Below are 20127 nucleotides of genomic sequence, written 5' to 3' on the forward strand. Positions count from 1 at the left end.
CCGCGCGCCGAAAGTCATCAATCGCTGCAAAGCGGACATACACCGTAAGCGCGCGGCAAACCCATGTTGACCGCCGCTGGCGGTCATGGCTGATGATCAGATGCTGGCAGGTTGCCAGCGATGTGGCAGCAGCTCATCGATGCGGCCGGCCTTGTGCGTGGGCAGCCGGGTCAGCACATCCTTGAGGTAGGCATACGGGTCATGCTCGTTCATGCGCGCCGACTGGATCAGGCTCATCACGGCAGCTGCCCGCTGGCCCGCGCGCAGGCTACCGGCAAACAACCAGTTCGAGCGCCCAAGGGCAATGGGCCGGATCTGATTCTCGATCCAATTGTTATCCGCCGGCAGCTGCGGGTCATCGACGAAGCGCGTGAGCGCAGCCCATCTTTTGAGGCTGTAGTCCAGTGCCTTGGCCGTCGCCGAGTTGCCCGCCACCTGCTGGCGCTGCAGCACCATCCATTGATGCAAGGCATCCAGTATCGGTCGGCTGTATTGCTGGCGTACCTGCAGCCGCTCTGGTGCCGCTAGGCTCTGAGCTTGCCGTTCGATCTCATAGACCCGGGCGAACTGCGCCAGGGCCAATTCGGCGATCTGGCTCTTGCCCGCCGCGTGCAGCTCGAAGAACTTGCGCCGGGCATGCGCCAGGCAGCCGGCCTCCGTCACGCCTTGAGCAAAGCTGGCTTTGTACCCGGCGTAGTCGTCGCAGATCAGACTGCCGCGCCAGTCCCCCAGGAAGATGCGGGCATGTTCCCCGGCGCGTGACTCGCAGAAGTCATAGACCACGGCACGCGTGGCTTCAAACGCTCCTGGGGCATACGCCCACAGGTAGGCCCGGTGCGTTTTACCGTTGCCCGGCTTGAGCATGGCCACCGGGGTCTCATCACCGTGCAACACCCGGTGGCCGAGCACCTCGGCCTTCAGGGCATCGACCAGCGGTTGCAGCCGCGCACCGCAGGTGCCCACCCATTGCGCCAAGGTGGATCTTGGAATCGCCAGACCGGCGCGACCAAAGATGTTCTCCTGCCGGTACAAGGGCTGGTGATCGGCGTACTTGGCCACCAGCACCTGGGCCAGCAGGCCGGCTGTCGGGATGCCTTTGTCGATGACGTGGGCGCCCACCGGCGCCTGGGTGATCGTCTGGCACTGGGCGCAGGCCCACTTGCCACGGATGTGGCGCTCCACCGTGAAGACGCCGGGCACGTAGTCCAGCTTCTCGGCCACGTCCTGGCCGATGCGCTTGAGCTGACAGCCGCAACCGAGCGTGCCGCAGGTGGTGGATTCGGGTTCATGGAGGATCTCGCGCCTGGGCAGGTTCGCCGGCAGCGGCGTGCGCTTGGGCTGCTGTTTGTCGGTGGCAGGTTGAGCCGCTCGTAACTGCTCGATCTCGTGAGAGACGGCGGCCAGATCGCTGTCGAGCTCTTCTTCCAGCAGGCTCCTCTGATCGGCGCTGTGCCGCTCGGATTGGGCGGCGAACTTCAACTGCTTGAGCAGCGCGCACTCATAGGTGAGCTTCTCGTTGAGCGCGCGCTGGTGACGCAGTTCGGCCAGCAGGCGCTGGGTCACTTCGCGCAGTTGCTCTGCGTCCAGTTCGCTCAGGGCCTGCTCGTCGATCACCATGGCTGGCAGTGTGCCCGCTCACCCTGGGTCCGGCCATTGACGCATCTCCCGATTGCCACGGCCACGCCCCTACGCCGACGATTCAGACCACGGTGATGGCACCTTGCGAGCCCACACGCTGCCAGGGCAGGCCCAGCACCAGGGCGTTGAGCTGGGCGTGTTCCAACGCCACGTTCGGACTGCCTGCCGGTGCCCAGACGAACTTGCCCTGGTGCAGTCGGCGCGCAGCCAGCCACAGTCCCACGCCGTCGTGCACTAGCACCTTCAGGCGATTGGCGCGCTGGTTGGCAAAGACGTAAGCGTGGTGCGGCTGGGCAGAGCCGAAGGTGGCGATCACCCGCGCCAGCGCGGTGTCGGTGCCTGCGCGCATATCCAGCGGGGTGGTGGCCAGCCAAGCCGCGTCAATCCTGATCATGTGCGGATCACCGCAGTAATTCGCGCAGCATCTGGGCGCACTCGGTAGCAGCGGATAAGGGCCAGTGCACGGTCACGGACATGCCGGGGCGCTGGCATTCGATGCGGATGCCGTCCGCTGACGTTGGCAAGGGCGCTGATGGTAGCTCCCCAGTAGACGCCGGCGGTACTACGCTCAGCTCGATGGGGATAAAGGCCGGGGGTTGGGAAGCAACGACCGCAGTGCTGACGCCAACTTCAAGACGGTGAAGTCCCTGCGCCCATTCCTTGAGCCAGCGGTGCAGTACGTTGGCGTTCATGCCATGTTGCAGGGCTACCGCAGCAATGGACGTCCCGGGCTGTCGGCAGGCGGCCACCAGTTCGGCCTTGAACTGCGGGGTATAGGTGCGGTGCGTACGCCGCTGCGCATAGCGCGGTGTCTGAGGGTCTTTGAGCATCGTGTCCACGCCAATGTTGCGTGCACACGATCTTGCTCAGCCTCACCACCTCATTCAAGATGGGTTCGCCAGCCGCTTACCATACACCTTCCGCACATCTCAATCCGCTGACAAGCCAGAGCCCACAGCCGCCAGCGCCCGGCGCCTTTCGGACAAACGGGCTCTTCGCCCCTACTCCATCCACAAGGCATTCGTCGCCGCGCCACAAAACGCTCCTCCCGGCGCCGCAAACCAACAGCGGCCCCCACCCCACCGCATAAAATCCCCCCACTGCGCAGCCCAGGCCGCGCAGCCGCTGGGGGTGTTGCCGCGCGATGCGGGGCGACTGAGAAAGTCCCTTCGAACCTGATTGAGGTAATCCTCGCGCAGGGAAAGCATGTTCTGACCGGGGCCGTTCATGGCCACCCGCGTCCCGCACGTCTTCGCCCTGCCCAACCGTCCAAGGATGACGTTGTGGCATTTATAAGAAAAGTGGGCTTAGCCCAGGTGCAGCAAGGGCTATCAGCTCTTGTTTTTATAGCAACGGGCGTTGCTGCCCAAACCACACCCGACAGCGCGCCCACGCTCAAGGCGGTGACGATCGACGACCGCCGCGCGGCGCCGCAGGCCGACATCGCCGGCTTTGGCGATCTGCCGCTGCAAGAGGTGCCGGTGTCTGCCACGGTGGTGGACCGCACCCAGTTGCAGGCCAGCGGCGCGCGGCGGCTGGCGGACCTGACGCAGTTCGACGCCTCCGTCACCGACGCCTACAACTCGCCCGGCTATTGGGACTTCCTGACGGTGCGCGGCTTTGTACTGGACAACCGCTTCAACTACCGGCGCGAAGGCCTGCCGATCAGCGCAGAGACCACGATCCCGCTCGACAACAAAGAGCGCATCGAGATCCTCAAGGGCACCAGCGGCATCCAGGCCGGCACCAGCGCGCCGGGCGGGCTGGTCAACTACGTGGTCAAGCGCCCGACCGAGCACGACCTGCGCGAGGTGCGTGTGGAGACGACGTCGCGCGGCAGCCTGCTGGGCGCGGTGGACCTGGGTGGGCGCTTTGGCGTAGACCGCGAGTTTGGCTATCGCCTGAACCTTGCGCAGGAGCGCCTGCGGCCGCTGGCACACAACCTGGACGGCGAACGCAGCCTGCTGTCGCTGGCCACCGACTGGCGCATCAGCCGCGATTCGGTGCTGGAGGCAGAGGTGGAATGGAGCCGCAAATCCCAGCCCAGCCAGGCCGGCTTCAGCCTGCTGGGCAACACCTTGCCCGCGCCGGCGGACCCGCGCATCAACCTCAACAACCAGCCCTGGTCGCAGCCCTCGGTGTTCGAGGCACTGACCGGCACGCTGCGCTTCCAGCAAGCCCTGAATGACCGCTGGCGCTGGTCTGCGCAACTGGGCCAGCAACGGCTCAAGAGCGATGACCGGCTGGCCTACCCCTTTGGCTGCGGCGCCGAGGGCAACTACGACCGCTACTGCTCTGACGGTACCTACGACCTCTATGACTTCCGCAGCGACAACGAGCGCCGCCTGCAGCAAGCCGCCAACCTCACGCTGCAAGGCCATGCGCAGACTGGCGGCGTAGCGCACGACCTGTCCTTTGGCATCTTGGCCAGTCGCGTGCGCAACCGCTTCCAGGACCAGGCCTACAACTACGTGGGCAGCGGCAACGTCGCAGGCACGCTGTTCACGCCGGCAGACCCAACGCTGACCGACACCAACACCAACCGCGACGAACATTCGCTGGAGTTCTCGGCCCAAGACGCGATCCGCTGGAACCCGCGCTTCACCACCTGGGCTGGCCTGCGCTACACGCGCCTGTCGCGCGAGAGCGTGCGCACCGACGGCACGCGCCCAACCGACTACGACGCCGGCCTGACCACGCCGTGGCTGGCCGCCAGCTACGCGCTGGCGCCGGGCCGCATCGTCTACGCCAGCTACGGCCAAGGTGTGGAGTCGCAGATCGTGCCCAACAAGCCATCGCAATACACCAATGCCGGCGTTGCCCTGCCCGCCGTCAAATCGCGCCAGTGGGAAATCGGCATGAAGGGCGGCGACGAGGTGTTGCGCTGGCAGTTGGCCTGGTTCCACATCGTGCGGCCGGTGACCAACCTGGATGCCTGCAACCGCCTGGGTATCACGCCTTGCGAAGGCGCCTATGACGGCGATGCGCGCCACCAGGGCCTGGAGGCCAGCGCGCAGTGGCAGCAGGGCCCATGGCGCCTGGCCGGTGGCGTGATGCTGCTCGACGCCAAGCGCCAGGGCAGCACGGCCGAGCCCACCATCAACGGCCAGCGCCCCACCAATGTGCCCAATCACACGCTGCGCGCGCAAGCGGGCTACCGCGTTGCGGCACTGCCGGGCCTGGAGTTGGTCGGCGCCCTGTCGCACGAAGGCCGCCGCGCCGTGCTGCCCGATGGCTCTATAGAGCTGCCCAGTTGGGCGCGCCTGGACGCGGGCCTGCGCTACGAGCAGAAAGTGGGCGGCAAGACCCTGCGCTGGCAGGCCAACATAGACAACCTGCTGGACCGCCGTTACTGGAAAGAGTCCCCCTACCAGTACGGCCACGTCTACCTGTACCCGGGTGCACCGCGCACGTTGCGCCTGGGGCTGAGCGTTGCGCTTTGAAGGGGTGGCCAAGAAACCGCAGAAAAGCAGGCTATAATCTAAGGCTTATTCCTCGATAGCTCAGTCGGTAGAGCGCCGGACTGTTAATCCGTAGGTCCCTGGTTCGAGCCCAGGTCGAGGAGCCAGACACAAAGCCGCAAGGCCTCTGAATGCTCCGCAACCCACAAGGTAGCGGGGCATTTTCATTTGGCGTTGATACAAGCGGGGATCGCATCAATGCAAAAAATGCAGCCGGCGGGCGCAAATCGACGAATCCATTGCATATAATTTAAGGCTTGTTCCTCGATAGCTCAGTCGGTAGAGCGCCGGACTGTTAATCCGTAGGTCCCTGGTTCGAGCCCAGGTCGAGGAGCCACCTACAAGCCGCAAGGCCTCTGGAAAACCCGCTATGTTCTGCATAGCGGGTTTTTTCTTTTGCCGATACTTGCGGCTTGGCATGCCCACCATCAGCTTCATTGCACTCGTCCCATGACAGACCACTACACAGCCCTTGGGCTGAGCAGCCACGCGTCGCTGGCCGACATCAAGAAGGCCTTCCGGCAACAGGCGTCGCTGCACCATCCCGACAAGAACCCTTCGCCCAACGCGGCGGAGCGCTTTCGGGCGGTGCAAAAGGCGTACGAGGTACTGTCGGACGAGACGCAGCGCGAGGCCTACGACAGCAACCGCCGCCGCAACCTGCTGGACGACCCGTTGGCCACCGCGCAGGACATCTGGCAAACCTATTTCAAGAGCATCCTCCCTTCATGAAACTCTCCCCCTACTTCCGTGACCTCCGCTCGGCTTACCAGGCAGAGCTGGATGACCTGAGTTTCGACTCCGAAGACAAGAATGTCCTGCGCCAGCGCCTGACGCAGAAGCGCAATGAAATGGGCTTTCTGGTCCAGATGATGGAGCTGAGCCCCGAGATGGTGGCGGTGGTCTTCCACCAGGGCTTTCGCTTTACCGGCCCGGCCAAGATGGAACACCTGCTGGGCCTGCATGCCGAGCAATTGCCCGCCTGGGACAGCCTGAAGGACAGCATCCAGCTGGAGCCCTGGGCCGTGGGCCTGGCGCAAACCGTGCTGCGCGAACCTGGTGGCAGTAACTTCCTGACGCTGGCGGCGGGACTGGAGTATCTGTACCACCACGCCCGCTCGGCGCCAGCCGCGGTCCAGGAAGATGCGGAGGACGAAGAAGACAGCGATGACACCAGCGCCGATGACGACTTCAGCCGCTTCGACGCAGACGACGCGCGCGATTCGCAAGACCAGCGCACCCGCGAAGAAACCGCCGCCGACTGGCTGGCCGACCAAGGCTTTGAACGCAAAGACTGATAGGGGCTCACTGCATATGAACCACCACCTGGCACTCATCACCCAAACCAAAAGCCTGATTGCGGCGGGCGACATCGTGGGCGCGGAATCGGCCCTGGCTGAACTGGCCGACACCGAGGGCGACAAGGCCCTGATGGTGGTGCTGGACCAACTGGCGCCCAAAGACATCCTGGCCGTGATGCGCGAGTACGACGACTCCAAGGCGTCTGTCGTCAACCTGCTGGTCACCCCCGAGCAGTTTGCCCGCGCCATGGTGCTGGAGAAGCAGTACAAGGACCTGAGCCACACGCATCTGCGCAGCATGGTCAACGCGGTGATCTTCCGCGAAGACGCAGACACGCTGGAGTTTCTGAACGCCATCGGCGACCTGGAAGGCGGCAGCGAAGCCCTGGCCAACTACTTTGCAGAAAAGTGGAGCCGTGTCGAAGCCTTTGCCCGCACCGGCAACTTCGATGCCGTAGAAGACTACGACCCGATGCTGTCTGAAGAGCAGTTGATGGCCTCGGCCTATGTACAGCCGCGCATCACGCAAGACGAGGTGGCCGACGGCGACTGGATGCAGCTGGCCTGGCTGCTGCGCTACGAATGCCGCGACCTGTTCATCGAAACCCTGCTGGTGCTGCGCGCCAAGGCACGAGCGCACGATGAGGGCGTGGACGAGAACGACACGCCGGAAGAAGAAGACGACGGCAAGTTCGAGACCACCGACACCGACCGGGGCAAAGCCACGCCAGCCGCACGCGCGTCTGACGAGGAATCCGCCATCTGATAGCGCCGCGCCACATCGCCACATGTCCACGCCCACTTCTTCGTCGGCGCTGTCGCTGCACGACGGCCGCCCCTTTTTCGAAAAGGCCCTGGCCTACGGCCTGCAGCACGGCATCATCGACGCCGCCAAGCTGGAGGCCATAGGCACAGAGGCCCCCAAGGGCATCGTGCAGATTGCCCGCTACTTTGGCACCGAGTACCTGCGGCCCGAGCTGGAAAAGGCCCGCGAGCGCATCGTCAACCTGGTGAGCCTCTACCTGGAAGACAGCACCGACGGCGATCTGCACCAGGCCGCGCAATCGCTGCGCGAGCATTCGTTTTTGTCGCGCTCCAAGGGCGGATCGGACATGCTCAAGCGCCTGATCGCCATGCCTGAGAGCAGCCACTTCGGCATGTACGGCATTGCCGATGCAGAAACCCCGCTGCTGGCTCTGTGGTCCTTGCGCAGCCACACGGAGTACCGGGCCGAGCTGGCACGCCGCAGCCAGCTCGCACAGGCCATCAAGGCCGCCCTGTGGCTGGCCAAGCCCTTCGAACTGGATGCCGACGACCTGGAAGAAGCCGGGGCCGATGCGGAATCGGTGATTCGCACCGGGCTGCTCATCCACGCACTGGCGCCGCAAAGCACCGAATGGCCCAACGCCGTGGCGTTCGAAAAGCTGTTTCTTGCCTTGCGCAAAAAGAAAACCGCAGCGCCCGTGCTGGCGCTGCCGCTGCATTTGCCCGAGCCCCTGCGCGAAGTGTGCGAATCCCTGCGCCAATCCGTTCTGGCGGATCTACCCAAGCTGCTGGACCCGGCCCAGGCCCTGCGCCCGTTGTTGCGCGCCAACGCCGCATTCCGGGGCCGCTACTTCCTGGTGGATGACCCGCTGGGCGAGCTGGACCACTATCACCACGCCCTGGCCGAGGAAGAAGAGCCCCCGCAGCCCGCCAGCAAGACCTGGATCAAGCTCACCCAGGGCCATGACGACGAGCACTCGCTGCTCACCCTGTTCCTGTGCCTGGCCACCGGTGCGCCCAGGAAGACCCTGCTCACCGAGAAAACCGCTGCCAGCCTGGTGCGCAAGATCCGCAAAAGCGGCCTGCAGCCGGAACTGGCCCACGACTTCATCGGCAGCCATGCCCCCGGCGCCTTCCAGGAAGACTATCGGCGGATGTGGGCCAGCTTTGTGCAGGAGTCGGAAAAGACGCTGCGCAGCGACCTGGACTACCAGTTGCATGACGCCATGGCCCTGCTGCGCAGGGAATGCCACGTAAGCGCCTAGATTTGCAACCTGCCCCGACAGGGAGTACTGTTTGCAAAGACCCAAGGAGGTTTGCCATGTCAATCTACCTCTATCTCTCTATTGCGCTGTTGCTGGCGTGCGCAGCAGTACCACTGCTCGGCGCGGCAAAAGACTGGTTGCGCCAGCGCTCTTGGCAGCATGCCCACGATGCCGCCAAAACGCCGCCCCCCTGGTGATGCGCCCCACACTCAGTAAATGAGGGCATCCGCCCTGGGGCGCTGCCGTGCGCCATGGAACAATCGTGTTCTTTGGCCGCCACTGGCAGCTTGATGACACGCCCGATCCCCTGGCTTGATGCCCACACCCCCTTTCCTGCAGCGGCCAGCGCCTGGGCTGAGGCAGATCCCGCCCCGGGGCTGCTGGCTGCTGGCGGAACACTGGAAGTGGCGCGTCTGCTGCAGGCCTATCGCAGTGGCATCTTTCCGTGGTTCAGTGCTGGCCAGCCCATCCTCTGGTGGAGCCCCAGTCCTCGCATGGTGCTACGGCCCGCTGCGTTCCGCCTGCACCGCTCCCTGCGCAAGACGCTGCAGCGCTTCATGCTGCAGCCGGGCTGCGAGATCCGCATCGACCACGACTTTCCCGCCGTCATTGCCGCCTGTTCCGGCACCCCGCGCGAAGGGCAGCAAGGCACCTGGATCGTGCCGGAGATGGTGCAGGCCTACATCGCCCTACATGCCGCCGGCCACGCCCACAGCGTAGAGACCTGGATCGACGGGGAACTGGTTGGCGGCCTGTACTGCGTTGCCATCGGCCGCGCGGTCTTTGGTGAGTCCATGTTTGCCTGGCGCACCGACGCCTCCAAGATCGCCCTGGCCGCACTCGTGGCGCTGTGCCGCCACCATGGCATCGGCATGGTGGATTGCCAGCAAAACACACGGCACCTGGCCTCATTGGGCGCCACCGAGATTGATCGGGCAGAGTTTCTGGACACGATGGCGAAGGCGGCGGCAGAACCCGCACCCACCTGGAGATTCGAGCCCGTATACTGGAATTCACTCCTCAGCCTCGTGCAGCCCGCCGCGTGACGCACCTCAAGGATCTCCCGCTGCATGCCTTGCAGTTCTATGCAACGGCACCCTATCCCTGCAGCTACCTGCCGGACCGGCAGGCACGCTCCCAGGTGGCCACGCCCGGGCATCTGATCCACAACGACATCTACAGCGAACTGATCGCCAAGGGCTTCCGGCGCAGCGGCATGTTCACCTACCGGCCCTATTGCGACGGTTGCCGCGCCTGCCAGCCGTTGCGGGTGCTGGCTGACCACTTCAAGCCCGACCGCAGCCAGCGCCGCGCCTGGCAGCAGCATGCCGGGCTACAGGCGCGCGTGCTCAAGCTCTGCTATGTGCCAGAGCACTACGAGCTCTATCTGCGCTACCAGAACGGCCGCCACGCGGGCGGCGGCATGGACCACGACAGCATCGATCAATACACGCAGTTCTTGCTGCAGAGCCGGGTCAATTCGCGCCTGGTCGAATTCCGCGACACGCTGCCGGACGGCAGCGCGGGCGCCTTGCGCATGGTGTCCATCCTGGACATCGTGAACGACGGCCTGTCGGCCGTCTACACCTTCTACGCCCCCGAACCTGACACCAGCTACGGCACCTATGGCGTGCTCTGGCAGATTGAGCAGGCGCGCCAATTAGGCCTGCCGCACGTCTATCTGGGCTACTGGATCGAGCAAAGCGCCAAGATGCGCTACAAGGCGCGCTTCAAGCCTTTTGAGCTGCTGATCGATGGGCGGTGGCGGCCTCCAGATATCGCTAACCCAGCGCAATCCTGAAGCAGGATTACATTTCACAAGATAAAATCAAGAACCGTTGTCACAGACAGGTTCCATGAAGAAGACAGACCCCAGCGTGCCCGCCACGCCCAGCGTTCAGGTGATCGAGCGCATGTTCGCTCTCATCGACGTGCTGGCCTCCCGTGAAGACGCGATCTCGCTCAAGGAAATCAGCGAGCGCACGGGACTGCACCCCTCCACCACCCACCGCATCCTCAACGACCTGACCATCGGCCGCTTTGTGGATCGCCCCGAGGCCGGCAGCTATCGCCTGGGCATGCGCCTGCTGGAGCTGGGCAACTTGGTCAAGGCCCGGCTCAGCGTGCGCGACGCCGCCCTGCTGCCCATGCGCGAGCTGCACAAGCTGATCCAGCAGCCAGTCAACCTGAGCGTGCGCCAGGGCGATGAGATCGTCTACGTGGAGCGCGCCTATAGCGAGCGCTCCGGCATGCAGGTGGTGCGCGCCATTGGCGGCCGGGCACCATTGCATCTCACCTCCGTGGGCAAGCTGTTCCTGGCGGCGGATGACCCGCAACGGGTGCGCGCCTATGCCACCCGCACCGGTCTGAGCGGCCATACGCGCAACAGCATCACCCAACTGCCCATACTGGAGCGCGAGCTTTCGCGTGCGCGCCAGTACGGATCGGCGCGCGACAACGAAGAGCTGGAACTGGGCGTGCGCTGCATGGCCGCCGGCATTTACGACGACCAGGACAAGCTGGTGGCGGGCTTGTCGATATCGGCCCCTGCGGATCGCCTGGACGAGGGCTGGCTCCCCAAACTAGAGGCTACGGCCCGCGAAATCTCCGAGGCGCTGGGTCACCATTTGCCGCAACAGCGGGCCTGAGCCCTACTGCCGAGCTCAACCGTCGGTGTGCTTGCCCAGCGTGGCCGCAGAAACGGCCGAAGACTCCAGCCAATGGCGCACCCGCTCCGCGTCTGCTACGCGGCTCAGTTTGCCGGTGGAGTCCAGGAAGACCATGATCAGCTTGCGGCCCGCGATCTTGGCCTGCATAACCAGGCACTGCCCGGCTTCATTGATAAAGCCGGTCTTCTGCAAACCAATATCCCAGGCGGGGCTGTGCACCAGGCGGTTCGTATTGTTGAACTGCAACGTGCGTTTGCCGACTTCCACGGCATAGCTGGGCGAGGTGGTCAGTTCGCGCAGCGTGGGTTCGTTGTACGCAGCCCCGACCAGCGTGGCCAGATCCCGTGCACTTGACTGATTGCGACTGGAAAGGCCTGTGGGTTCGACATAGCGGGTGTCGGCCATGCCCAGCATCTGCGCCTTGGCATTCATCAAGGTCACGAACGTGGCCAAGCCGCCCGGATAGGTGCGCCCCAGAGCGTGCGCAGCGCGATTTTCGCTGGACATCAGCGCCAGATGCATCATCTCGGCACGGCTGAGCGTCGCGCCAACGACCAAGCGGGAGCGGCTCCACTTCTCGGTGTCGACGTCGTCCTGCGTGATGGTGATCATCTCGTCCATCGGCAAGCGGGCTTCGCTAAGGATCAGGCCGGTCATCAGCTTGGTGATGGAGGCAATGGGCAGCACCGCGCTGTCGTTCTTGCTCAGCAGCACCTCATGCGTGTCCTGGTCCATAACCAAGGCCACGCTGGATTTCAGGTCGAGTGGATCTTGCGCCGTATGCAGCCCGGCCAGTTGGCCGAAAGACAAACGCTCGGGCACGTAGGCCACCTTGGCAACCGAAGTCTTGCGCGCCGACAGCGTGCGGCTGACACGTGTCGCCGTGGCCGCCTTGCGGGGCGCAGCCTGCTTGGCCTGCCGCCGCTCCTGCACTGCCACCGTGGAATGCTGCTTGACGATGACTTTCTTGCGCTGCGCAGCCTCCGCGGCCGGGTGCACCAGAACGGTAGCAACCACGGCTGCCGTAAAGGCCTGGGCCAGGCGACGCAAGACGGGGTGTTTACGACTTGACATCATTGGATCTCCGCGGCGGAAAAGTAGGCGTGGGCAGGAGTGTACTGAACTCAAAAAAACGCGCAAGATCAATTACTTGCGCGCGCTAGTTCAAGCTCTGCCGAAATTATAAGCAAATGTATCAACCGCCACTGCGGAAAGGCGACATTGGAGCACAAAAAAGCCGGGAAGCTGCCTAACGGCAAGCTTCCCGGCTCTTACGAAGCAAGTTCTAGACCGAAACCACTTCCCCCGCCACTGCGGAGGCCGCAGGAGCTGCAGTAGAGCGGGTCAGGCCCGACAGAATGGCCTTCAACGACGCCGACACGATGTTCACATCCACCCCCGCGCCAAACAGGCTCGGCCCATCGTTGACCTGCATCTCGACATAGGCAACCGACTTGGCGTCGGCGCCAGAGCCGATCGAATGCTGGTGATAGTCCAGCACACGCACCGCGTGGCCGGTGGCCTCGCGCAGCCCGGCAACAAAGGCGTCGATCGGGCCGGTGCCCTGGCCTTTGACATCGCGCCGGGCATTGGCCCAGTCAATACGCGCTTCCAGGTGCACCGTGTGGCGCCCGCCCACGCTGTCTTCTGCCACCCGGTGCTCGGGCACCTCGATGGACTGCAGGCGGTACTCCTGCTCGAACAGCGCCCAGATGTCCCGCGCCGTCATTTCCTTGCCGCTGGCATCCATGGCACGCTGCACCACCTGGCTGAACTCGACTTGCAGGCGGCGCGGCATTTCGAGTCCGTATTCGCTCTCAAGCAGATAGGCAATGCCGCCCTTGCCCGACTGGCTGTTGACGCGGATCACAGCCTCGTAGCTGCGGCCGACATCCTTCGGATCGATGGGCAGGTAAGGGATGTCCCAGATGTCGCCGTCCTTGCGCGCCGAAAAGGCCTTTTTGATCGCATCCTGGTGCGAGCCGGAGAACGAGGTGTAGACCAGGTCGCCGACATAGGGATGGCGCGGATGCACGGGCAACTGGTTGCAATGTTCGACCGTGGCGCGGATCTCGTCGATGTTGGAGAAATCCAGCTCCGGCGACACGCCCTGCGTATAGAGATTGAGCGCCACGTTCACCAGATCCAGATTGCCAGTGCGCTCACCATTGCCGAACAGGCAGCCTTCGATGCGGTCAGCACCGGCCATCAACGACAACTCGGCCGCAGCGGTACCGGTGCCACGGTCATTGTGCGGATGCACCGACAGCACGATGGAATCACGCCGCTCAAGGTGGCGGTGCATCCACTCGATCATGTCGGCAAAGATGTTGGGCGTGGAGTGCTCGACCGTGGACGGCAGATTGATGATGCACTTGTGCTCGGGCGTGGGCTGCCAGACTTCAGTCACGGCATCGACGACGCGCTTGGAGAAGGCCAGATCGGTACCCGAGAACATTTCTGGCGAGTACTGGAAGGACCACCGGGTATTGGGCTGCTGGGCCGCGCAATCGGCAAACATGCGTGCGTGGGTGGTGGCCAGCTCCACGATGCCGTCCTCGTCCATGCCCAGCACCACGCGGCGCATGATGGGTGCCACGGCGTTGTAGAGGTGGACGATGGCGCGCGGAGCGCCTTGCAAGGATTCAAAAGTGCGCTTGATGAGCTGGTCACGCGCCTGGGTCAGCACCTGGATGGTGACGTCATCGGGGATGCGGTCTTCCTCGATGAGCTTGCGCACGAAGTCGAATTCAACCTGCGAGGCCGAGGGGAAGCCCACCTCGATTTCCTTGAAACCGATGGCCACCAGGGTCTCGAACATGCGCATCTTGCGGTCGATGTCCATGGGCTCGATCAAGGCCTGGTTGCCGTCCCGCAGATCGGTCGACAGCCACACGGGCGCCTTCGTCAGCACGGCATCGGGCCAGGTGCGGTCCTTGAGACCGACCGGCGGGAAGCTGCGGTACTTGATAGAGGGTTGCTGCAACATGATGGATATCTTTCTGCGGTGGTGGAACCCAGCAACTCCCCAAAAGGAAAACGGCCCGTTGCTGGTGCAAAACGGGCCGTCGAGTGAGGTTTGCGCGTGCGCTACCGTCTCTGCCCGTCGAGCAGTAGTAGTAGGGCCAGCGAAATCTTGGTCATAGGGCGGGACTCTAGCACAGGCTTTGGACGGCCGCAACCGCCATCAGCGGTGCCAGTTGCGCTCGTCGGGCTCGTCGGTGGAAGTGCTGATGACACTCACCGGGCGGCCCTTCATCTTGCGCCAGCCGTAGACCGCATAGCCGCTGAGGCCATAGAGCACAAACACGCTGAACAGCACGGTCGGCGGATGAATGTTGATCACCGCGATGCCCAGCGCGATCAGCACGATGGTGGCAAAGGGCACGCTCTTCTTCATCTGCACGTCCTTGAAGCTGTAGAACGGCACGTTGGTGACCATGGTGAGGCCGGCGTACAGCGTGAAGGCGAAGGTGATCCAGGCGACTTGCGGCCAACTGAGCCATGTCGATTCGCCGTTGCGCACGCCAGCATCATTCATCAACCAGACAAAGCCCATCACCAGCGCCGCGGCAGCCGGCGACGGCAAGCCCTGAAAGTAGCGCTTGTCGACCACCGTGGTGTTGACGTTGAAGCGCGCCAGGCGCAGCGCTGCGCAGGCGCAGTAGACGAAGGCGGCGATCCAGCCCCAGCGCCCCAGGCCGCGCAGCGCCCATTCATAGGCGATCAGCGCTGGCGCAGCGCCAAAGGACACCATGTCGGAGAGCGAATCCATCTGCTCGCCGAAGGCGCTCTGGGTATTGGTCATGCGCGCCACGCGGCCGTCCAGGCTGTCGAGCACCATGGCGACGAAAACCCCTATTGCCGCCAGGTCAAAGCGCGCATTCATGGCCATGACGATGGCATAGAAGCCGCCGAACAGCGCCGCCAGCGTGAACAGGTTGGGAAGGATATAGATGCCCTTGCGGCGCTTGCGCACCACCACGCCATCGTTGGCGGTGTCAGGTGGGCGGGGTGCATTCTGCATAGATCAGGTCCTTGTAAGCGCAACTGGCGAGTGTAAGAGCGCCCGCAGGCGCCGCACAAAAAACAAAGGCCACCGCGTGGTGGCCTTTGCTGCAAGCGCAGAGGATCAGTTGCGCGACTGGTCAACCAGCTTGTTCTTGGCGATCCAGGGCATCATGGCGCGCAGCTTGGCGCCAACTTGCTCGATCTGGTGCTCGGCATTCAGGCGGCGGCGGCTGATCAGCGTGGGCTGGCCGGCTGCGGCTTCGAGCACGAAGCTCTTGGCGTATTCGCCGGTCTGGATGTCCTTCAGGCACTGCTTCATGGCCTTCTTGGTCTCTTCCGTCACGATGCGCGGGCCGGTGACGTATTCGCCGTATTCGGCGTTGTTGGAGATCGAGTAGTTCATGTTGGCGATGCCGCCTTCATAGATCAGGTCGACGATGAGCTTCAACTCATGCAGGCACTCGAAGTAGGCCATTTCAGGCGCGTAGCCGGCTTCCACCAGCGTTTCGAAACCCGCCTTGATCAGCTCGACGGTACCGCCGCACAGCACGGCTTGTTCGCCGAACAGGTCGGTTTCGGTTTCTTCGCGGAAGTTGGTTTCGATGATGCCGGCCTTGCCGCCGCCATTGGCTGCGGCGTAGGACAGGGCCAGGTCACGCGCCTTGCCGCTCTTGTCCTGGTGCACGGCGATCAGGTGGGGCACACCGCCGCCTTGGGCGTAGGTGCCACGCACGGTGTGGCCCGGTGCCTTGGGGGCGACCATCCACACGTCGAGGTCAGCGCGCGGCTGCACAAAGCCGTAGTGCACGTTGAAGCCGTGGGCGAACACCAGGGATGCGCCTTGCTTGATGTGCGGGGCGACGTCGTTCTTGTAGACGTTGGCGATCTGCTCGTCGGGCAGCAGGATCATGACGACGTCGGCGGCCTTGACGGCCTCGGCCACTTCAGCGACCTGCAGGCCGGCCTTGCCGACCTTGTCCCAAGAGGCGCCGCCCTTGCGCAGGCCGACCACGACCTTCACGCCGCTGTCGTTCAGGTTTTGCGCGTGGGCATGGCCTTGGCTGCCGTAGCCGATGATGGCGACGGTCTTGCCCTTGATCAGGCTCAGGTCCGCGTCTTTGTCGTAGAAAACTTTCATGGATATAGCTCCGGTTCTTGTTGGCGAATCCGCCCGTCGACAGGCTCTGGGCGATGGCCGATAGACACTCGCCTTGCAAGGAAACCCGCCATGCTGAGCCTGTCGAAGCACAGCGGGAAGGGGGTAAACGTGGTGGTTGCTAGACGCGCAGCACCCGCTCGCCACGGCCGATGCCGCTGGCGCCGGTGCGTACCGTCTCCAGGATGGCGCTGCGGTCGATGGCCTGCAGGAAAGCGTCGTTCTTGGACTGGTCACCGGTCAGCTCCACGGTGTAGCTCTTGTCGGTGACGTCGATGATGCGGCCGCGAAAGATGTCGGCCATGCGCTTCATCTCTTCGCGCTCTTTGCCGACGGCGCGCACCTTGACCATCATCAGTTCGCGCTCGGTGTAGGCGCCTTCGGTCAGGTCGACCACCTTCACGACTTCGATCAGGCGGTTCAGGTGCTTGGTGATCTGCTCGATCACGTCGTCTGAACCCGCGGTTTGAATCGTCATGCGCGACAGGCTGGGGTCCTCGGTCGGGGCCACCGTCAACGATTCGATGTTGTAGCCGCGCGCAGAGAACAGGCCCACCACGCGGGACAGGGCGCCGGGCTCGTTTTCGAGCAGGACGGCAATGATGTGTTTCATTTGATGAGATTCCTCTTTTTGCCGCCCTCCCCCGCGCACGGTAATGCGCGGGCTTGGCGGGCAATAGATTCGTCGAAAGGGATGCTACCTATTTGATAGCTACCAGCCCAGGCCCAGCAAGGGCTAGAGCCACTTTTTACCAATATTTCAGAGATCCTCGCTGCCCAGCAGCATCTCGGTGATGCCCTTGCCGGCCTGGACCATCGGGAACACGTTCTCGGTGGGGTCGGTGCGGAAATCCATGAACACCGTGCGGTCCTTGAGCTTGCGTGCTTCGCGCAGCGCCGGCTCCACATCCTTGGCGTGTTCGATCAGCATGCCGACGTGGCCGTAGGCCTCGGCCAGCTTCACGAAGTTGGGCAGCGCGTCCATGTAGCTGTGGCTGTAGCGGCCGGAGTATTCGATCTCCTGCCACTGGCGCACCATGCCCAGGTAGCGGTTGTTCAACGCGCAGATCTTGACCGGCGTGTTGTACTGCAGGCAGGTGGACAGCTCCTGGATGTTCATCTGAATGGAGCCTTCGCCGGTGACACAGAACACTTCGGATTCCGGCTTGGCCAGCTTGATGCCCATGGCGTAGGGCAGACCCACGCCCATGGTGCCCAGGCCGCCGGAATTGATCCAGCGGCGCGGCTCGTCGAAGTGGTAGTACTGCGCAGCCCACATCTGGTGCTGGCCGACGTCGGAGGTGATGTAGGCATCAGCGTCCTTGGTCATGTTCCAGAGCGTCTCGACCACGTACTGCGGCTTGATGACGTCGCCGTTGCCGGGGTCGTACTTCATGCAGTCACGGCCACGCCAGCCCGCGATGGTGTCCCACCAGCCCGACAGCGCCTGGGCGTCGGGCTTGAGGGTGGACTCCTTGATCATGTTGATCAACTCGGTCAGCACATCCTTCACGTCGCCGACGATGGGCACATCCACCTTCACGCGCTTGGAGATGCTTGAGGGGTCGATGTCGATGTGGATGATCTTGCGTTCGTTCTGGGCAAAGTGCTTGGGGTTGCCGATCACGCGGTCGTCGAAGCGCGCGCCCACGGCCAGCAGCACGTCGCAGTGCTGCATGGCGTTGTTGGCTTCCCAGGTGCCGTGCATGCCCAGCATGCCCAGGAACTTGCGGTCCGACGCGGGATAGGCGCCCAGGCCCATCAGCGTGTTGGTGACCGGGTAGCCGAGCATGTCGACCAGGGTGCGCAGCTCATTGCTGGCATTGCTCAGCAACACGCCGCCACCGGTGTAGATATAAGGGCGCTTGGCCGTCAGCAGCAGTTGCAGCGCCTTGCGGATCTGGCCGCCGTGGCCCTTCTTGACCGGGTTGTAGGAGCGCATCTCCACGGTCTCGGGGTAGCCGGCGTAAGGCACCTTCTTGAAGGACACATCCTTCGGGATGTCCACCACCACCGGGCCGGGACGGCCGGTACGGGCGATGTGGAAGGCCTTCTTCATCGTGACGGCGATGTCGCGCGGGTCCTTGACCAGGAAGTTGTGCTTGACGATGGGACGGGTGATGCCGACCGTGTCGCACTCCTGGAAGGCGTCCAGGCCGATGGCGGCAGTCGGCACCTGGCCGCTGATGATCACCATCGGGATCGAATCCATGTAGGCCGTGGCGATGCCGGTGACCGCATTGGTCAGGCCGGGGCCGGAGGTGACCAAGGCCACGCCGACATTGCCGGTGGCACGGGCATAGCCGTCTGCCGCGTGGACGGCCGCCTGCTCGTGGCGCACCAGCACGTGCTGAATGCTGTCCTGCTTGTAGAAGGCGTCGTAGATGTAGAGCACCGCGCCGCCGGGATAGCCCCAGATGAACTGGACGCCTTCGGCCTGGAGCGACTTCACGAGCACTTCTGCGCCCATGAGCTCTTGCGGTTCGGTGGAGGATGCGGTGCGCGCGCCTGTGGCGGCGGCTGCCGAAGCGATTTCGGCTTTGGAGATTTCCATGATCAACCTTTGCGAATTTCTCTAACGAAAAACCTTGGGTGCTCCTTCACTCAACCCTTGTGAGGCGGTGTCGGAACTTAGGACCCTCGGACATGGGCGATATGCTTGTTACGCCGGACCGGGACCCGTTTGCCTTTTGATGTGCAACGCGAATTATCGCATTTCGCCGCGACCAGCCCCGTTGGGTCCGCAAAAAATAAGGCGATGCGATAATCGCACCCGCTCCACCAGCACCACAAACGAGGCGTCCACACGCCCCCGAGCCCCCACAGCGCCGCCCCCAGCGGCCGGACTTTCTTGGCCACCGAACGCGAACTCTCCGACTTCCTGAAAAGCGTCGAAACGCGCGCCTTCAAGCGCTCGGTGTATCACGTACGCAACGAAGAGGCGGCCCTGGACATCGTGCAGGACAGCATGCTGCGCCTGGCCGAGCACTACGGCGACCGCCCGGCCGACGAGCTGCCGATGCTGTTCCAGCGCATCCTCTCCAACTGCACGCTGGACTGGTTTCGCCGGCAGAAAACACGTAACGCCTTGTTCTCGAACATGAGCGATTTCGAGGTGTCCAGCGAGGACGGCGACTTCAACCTGCTGGACACGCTACAGATCGACGACGGCAGCCACCGCACCGAAAGTGCGGAAGACACCACCCGGCGGGCACAGATCCTGCACCAGATCGAGGACGAGATACAACAATTGCCGCCGCGTCAACGCGAGGCTTTCCTGATGCGTTACTGGGAGGAGATGGACGTGGCGGAGACTGCCGCGGCCATGGGCTGCTCGGAAGGCAGCGTCAAGACCCACTGCTCACGTGCGGTCCAGGCCCTAGGCAAGGCGCTGAAGGCGAAGGGAATCCAGGTATGAACAAGTCGCAAACACTCACCGCTGCCCATATACAGGACGAATTTGGCGAGCGCATCGTCGCGCGCCTGTCGGAGGGTACCCGGCAGTTGCCGCACGACCTGTCCGAGCGGCTGCGCATGGCGCGCCTGCAGGCCCTGGCGCGCCGCAAGGTCGTGAACGTGCGTGCACGCACGGCCTCGGCCATCTTCGGGCAGGGCAATACCGCTACCGCCACGTTTGGCTCTGGCAAACTGGGCTTCTGGGGGCGCTTGGCCTCGGCCGTGCCGCTGGTGGCGCTGGTCGGCGGCCTGGTGCTGATCCATTCGGTGCAAAGCGACAACCGCGTGAGCGAGCTGGCCGAGGTGGACTCCGCCCTGCTCTCTGACGACCTGCCGCCTGCGGCCTACACCGACTCCGGCTTTGTTGAATTCCTCAAGAACAGTGCCAGCGAGCAACACTGAACC

At 63.8% G+C, this 20127-nt stretch carries 20 protein-coding genes, 2 tRNA genes and 1 riboswitch; of the genes, 13 read left to right on the forward strand and 9 right to left on the reverse strand.

Translation table 11 applies throughout. The features are described from left to right. Positions 1-96 precede the first annotated feature (96 nt). The 3 genes from AAFF27_15830 to AAFF27_15840 all read right to left on the reverse strand — a co-directional run bounded on the left by AAFF27_15830 (position 97) and on the right by AAFF27_15840 (position 2468). The gene (locus tag AAFF27_15830; protein XAH21487.1) at positions 97-1617 is read right to left on the reverse strand and encodes an IS66 family transposase; all 1521 of its coding nucleotides are present in this window, start codon (positions 1615-1617) and stop codon (positions 97-99) included. An 82-nt stretch (positions 1618-1699) separates the two neighbouring features. After that, a complete protein-coding gene (gene tnpB / locus AAFF27_15835; GenBank protein XAH21488.1) occupies positions 1700-2032 on the reverse strand; it encodes an IS66 family insertion sequence element accessory protein TnpB in 333 nt (110 codons plus the stop codon). A gap of 7 nt (positions 2033-2039) precedes the next feature. Next, positions 2040-2468 (reverse strand): transposase, encoded by a 429-nt coding sequence (locus tag AAFF27_15840; protein XAH21489.1) that lies wholly within the window; start codon positions 2466-2468, stop codon positions 2040-2042. A 287-nt stretch (positions 2469-2755) separates the two neighbouring features. Further along, positions 2756-2858: riboswitch (TPP riboswitch) on the forward strand. 183 nt (positions 2859-3041) lie between these two features. On the opposite strand from AAFF27_15840, the gene AAFF27_15845 reads away from it, so the two are divergent. The 11 genes from AAFF27_15845 (at position 3042) to AAFF27_15895 (ending at position 11078) form a co-directional block, all read left to right on the forward strand. Continuing rightward, the gene (locus tag AAFF27_15845; GenBank protein XAH21490.1) at positions 3042-5081 is read left to right on the forward strand and encodes a TonB-dependent siderophore receptor; all 2040 of its coding nucleotides are present in this window, start codon (positions 3042-3044) and stop codon (positions 5079-5081) included. A 49-nt stretch (positions 5082-5130) separates the two neighbouring features. After that, positions 5131-5206, forward strand: a tRNA-Asn gene (locus tag AAFF27_15850). Between the two features lie 154 nt (positions 5207-5360). After that, positions 5361-5436, forward strand: a tRNA-Asn gene (locus AAFF27_15855). A 113-nt stretch (positions 5437-5549) separates the two neighbouring features. Next, positions 5550-5831, forward strand: a complete 282-nt coding sequence (locus AAFF27_15860; protein XAH21491.1) for a J domain-containing protein — start codon at positions 5550-5552, stop codon at positions 5829-5831. Then, complete coding sequence (locus AAFF27_15865; GenBank protein ID XAH21492.1) at positions 5828-6397, forward strand: hypothetical protein; 570 nt, start codon at positions 5828-5830, stop codon at positions 6395-6397. The genes AAFF27_15860 and AAFF27_15865 overlap by 4 nt, the downstream gene beginning before the upstream one ends. 16 nt (positions 6398-6413) lie before the next feature. Continuing rightward, on the forward strand, positions 6414-7166 hold the full coding sequence (locus AAFF27_15870) for a hypothetical protein (GenBank protein XAH21493.1): 753 nt from the start codon (positions 6414-6416) through the stop codon (positions 7164-7166). A gap of 22 nt (positions 7167-7188) precedes the next feature. Then, positions 7189-8430 (forward strand): hypothetical protein, encoded by a 1242-nt coding sequence (locus AAFF27_15875; protein ID XAH21494.1) that lies wholly within the window; start codon positions 7189-7191, stop codon positions 8428-8430. A gap of 56 nt (positions 8431-8486) precedes the next feature. Then, positions 8487-8627, forward strand: a complete 141-nt coding sequence (locus AAFF27_15880; protein XAH21495.1) for a hypothetical protein — start codon at positions 8487-8489, stop codon at positions 8625-8627. A gap of 93 nt (positions 8628-8720) precedes the next feature. Further along, a complete protein-coding gene (gene aat / locus AAFF27_15885; protein XAH21496.1) occupies positions 8721-9476 on the forward strand; it encodes a leucyl/phenylalanyl-tRNA--protein transferase in 756 nt (251 codons plus the stop codon). After that, entirely contained in the window at positions 9473-10231 is a 759-nt protein-coding gene (locus AAFF27_15890) for an arginyltransferase (protein ID XAH21497.1), read from the forward strand. The genes aat and AAFF27_15890 overlap by 4 nt, the downstream gene beginning before the upstream one ends. A gap of 55 nt (positions 10232-10286) precedes the next feature. Continuing rightward, the gene (locus AAFF27_15895) at positions 10287-11078 is read left to right on the forward strand and encodes an IclR family transcriptional regulator (GenBank protein XAH21498.1); all 792 of its coding nucleotides are present in this window, start codon (positions 10287-10289) and stop codon (positions 11076-11078) included. Positions 11079-11093: 15 nt separating this feature from the next. Here the strand turns inward: AAFF27_15895 and pbpG are convergent, their stop codons facing one another. The 6 genes from pbpG to AAFF27_15925 all read right to left on the reverse strand — a co-directional run bounded on the left by pbpG (position 11094) and on the right by AAFF27_15925 (position 18820). Then, positions 11094-12173 carry a D-alanyl-D-alanine endopeptidase gene (pbpG, locus tag AAFF27_15900; GenBank protein XAH21499.1) on the reverse strand — a complete coding sequence of 360 codons (1080 nt, stop codon included), beginning with the start codon at positions 12171-12173 and terminating at the stop codon, positions 11094-11096. A gap of 211 nt (positions 12174-12384) precedes the next feature. Continuing rightward, the gene (gene leuA / locus AAFF27_15905; GenBank protein ID XAH21500.1) at positions 12385-14088 is read right to left on the reverse strand and encodes a 2-isopropylmalate synthase; all 1704 of its coding nucleotides are present in this window, start codon (positions 14086-14088) and stop codon (positions 12385-12387) included. A 198-nt stretch (positions 14089-14286) separates the two neighbouring features. Then, positions 14287-15126: a CDP-diacylglycerol--serine O-phosphatidyltransferase gene (pssA, locus tag AAFF27_15910; protein ID XAH21501.1), complete on the reverse strand. Its 840-nt coding sequence runs from the start codon at positions 15124-15126 to the stop codon at positions 14287-14289. Between the two features lie 105 nt (positions 15127-15231). Beyond that, on the reverse strand, positions 15232-16248 hold the full coding sequence (ilvC, locus tag AAFF27_15915; GenBank protein XAH21502.1) for a ketol-acid reductoisomerase: 1017 nt from the start codon (positions 16246-16248) through the stop codon (positions 15232-15234). Positions 16249-16387: 139 nt separating this feature from the next. Continuing rightward, entirely contained in the window at positions 16388-16879 is a 492-nt protein-coding gene (gene ilvN / locus AAFF27_15920; protein ID XAH21503.1) for an acetolactate synthase small subunit, read from the reverse strand. 147 nt (positions 16880-17026) lie between these two features. After that, complete coding sequence (locus AAFF27_15925; protein ID XAH21504.1) at positions 17027-18820, reverse strand: acetolactate synthase 3 catalytic subunit; 1794 nt, start codon at positions 18818-18820, stop codon at positions 17027-17029. 297 nt (positions 18821-19117) lie between these two features. Between AAFF27_15925 and AAFF27_15930 the strand changes: the two genes are divergently transcribed. Next, a complete protein-coding gene (locus tag AAFF27_15930; protein ID XAH21505.1) occupies positions 19118-19684 on the forward strand; it encodes an RNA polymerase sigma factor in 567 nt (188 codons plus the stop codon). After that, on the forward strand, positions 19681-20124 hold the full coding sequence (locus tag AAFF27_15935; protein ID XAH21506.1) for a DUF3619 family protein: 444 nt from the start codon (positions 19681-19683) through the stop codon (positions 20122-20124). The genes AAFF27_15930 and AAFF27_15935 overlap by 4 nt, the downstream gene beginning before the upstream one ends. The last annotated feature ends 3 nt before the right edge of the window (positions 20125-20127 follow it).

This window comes from Xylophilus sp. GW821-FHT01B05 (genome assembly GCA_038961845.1).
In the GTDB taxonomy this organism is placed as follows: domain Bacteria; phylum Pseudomonadota; class Gammaproteobacteria; order Burkholderiales; family Burkholderiaceae_C; genus Xylophilus.

Coding starts and splice junctions, on each gene's coding strand:
- AAFF27_15830 (XAH21487.1), bottom strand. CDS start 1,617: ATGGTGATCGACGAGCAGGCCCTGAGCGAACTGGACGCAGAGCAACTG.
- tnpB (XAH21488.1), bottom strand. CDS start 2,032: ATGATCAGGATTGACGCGGCTTGGCTGGCCACCACCCCGCTGGATATG.
- AAFF27_15840 (XAH21489.1), bottom strand. CDS start 2,468: ATGCTCAAAGACCCTCAGACACCGCGCTATGCGCAGCGGCGTACGCAC.
- AAFF27_15860 (XAH21491.1), top strand. CDS start 5,550: ATGACAGACCACTACACAGCCCTTGGGCTGAGCAGCCACGCGTCGCTG.
- AAFF27_15865 (XAH21492.1), top strand. CDS start 5,828: ATGAAACTCTCCCCCTACTTCCGTGACCTCCGCTCGGCTTACCAGGCA.
- AAFF27_15870 (XAH21493.1), top strand. CDS start 6,414: ATGAACCACCACCTGGCACTCATCACCCAAACCAAAAGCCTGATTGCG.
- AAFF27_15875 (XAH21494.1), top strand. CDS start 7,189: ATGTCCACGCCCACTTCTTCGTCGGCGCTGTCGCTGCACGACGGCCGC.
- AAFF27_15880 (XAH21495.1), top strand. CDS start 8,487: ATGTCAATCTACCTCTATCTCTCTATTGCGCTGTTGCTGGCGTGCGCA.
- aat (XAH21496.1), top strand. CDS start 8,721: ATGACACGCCCGATCCCCTGGCTTGATGCCCACACCCCCTTTCCTGCA.
- AAFF27_15895 (XAH21498.1), top strand. CDS start 10,287: ATGAAGAAGACAGACCCCAGCGTGCCCGCCACGCCCAGCGTTCAGGTG.
- pbpG (XAH21499.1), bottom strand. CDS start 12,173: ATGTCAAGTCGTAAACACCCCGTCTTGCGTCGCCTGGCCCAGGCCTTT.
- leuA (XAH21500.1), bottom strand. CDS start 14,088: ATGTTGCAGCAACCCTCTATCAAGTACCGCAGCTTCCCGCCGGTCGGT.
- pssA (XAH21501.1), bottom strand. CDS start 15,126: ATGCAGAATGCACCCCGCCCACCTGACACCGCCAACGATGGCGTGGTG.
- ilvC (XAH21502.1), bottom strand. CDS start 16,248: ATGAAAGTTTTCTACGACAAAGACGCGGACCTGAGCCTGATCAAGGGC.
- ilvN (XAH21503.1), bottom strand. CDS start 16,879: ATGAAACACATCATTGCCGTCCTGCTCGAAAACGAGCCCGGCGCCCTG.
- AAFF27_15925 (XAH21504.1), bottom strand. CDS start 18,820: ATGGAAATCTCCAAAGCCGAAATCGCTTCGGCAGCCGCCGCCACAGGC.
- AAFF27_15935 (XAH21506.1), top strand. CDS start 19,681: ATGAACAAGTCGCAAACACTCACCGCTGCCCATATACAGGACGAATTT.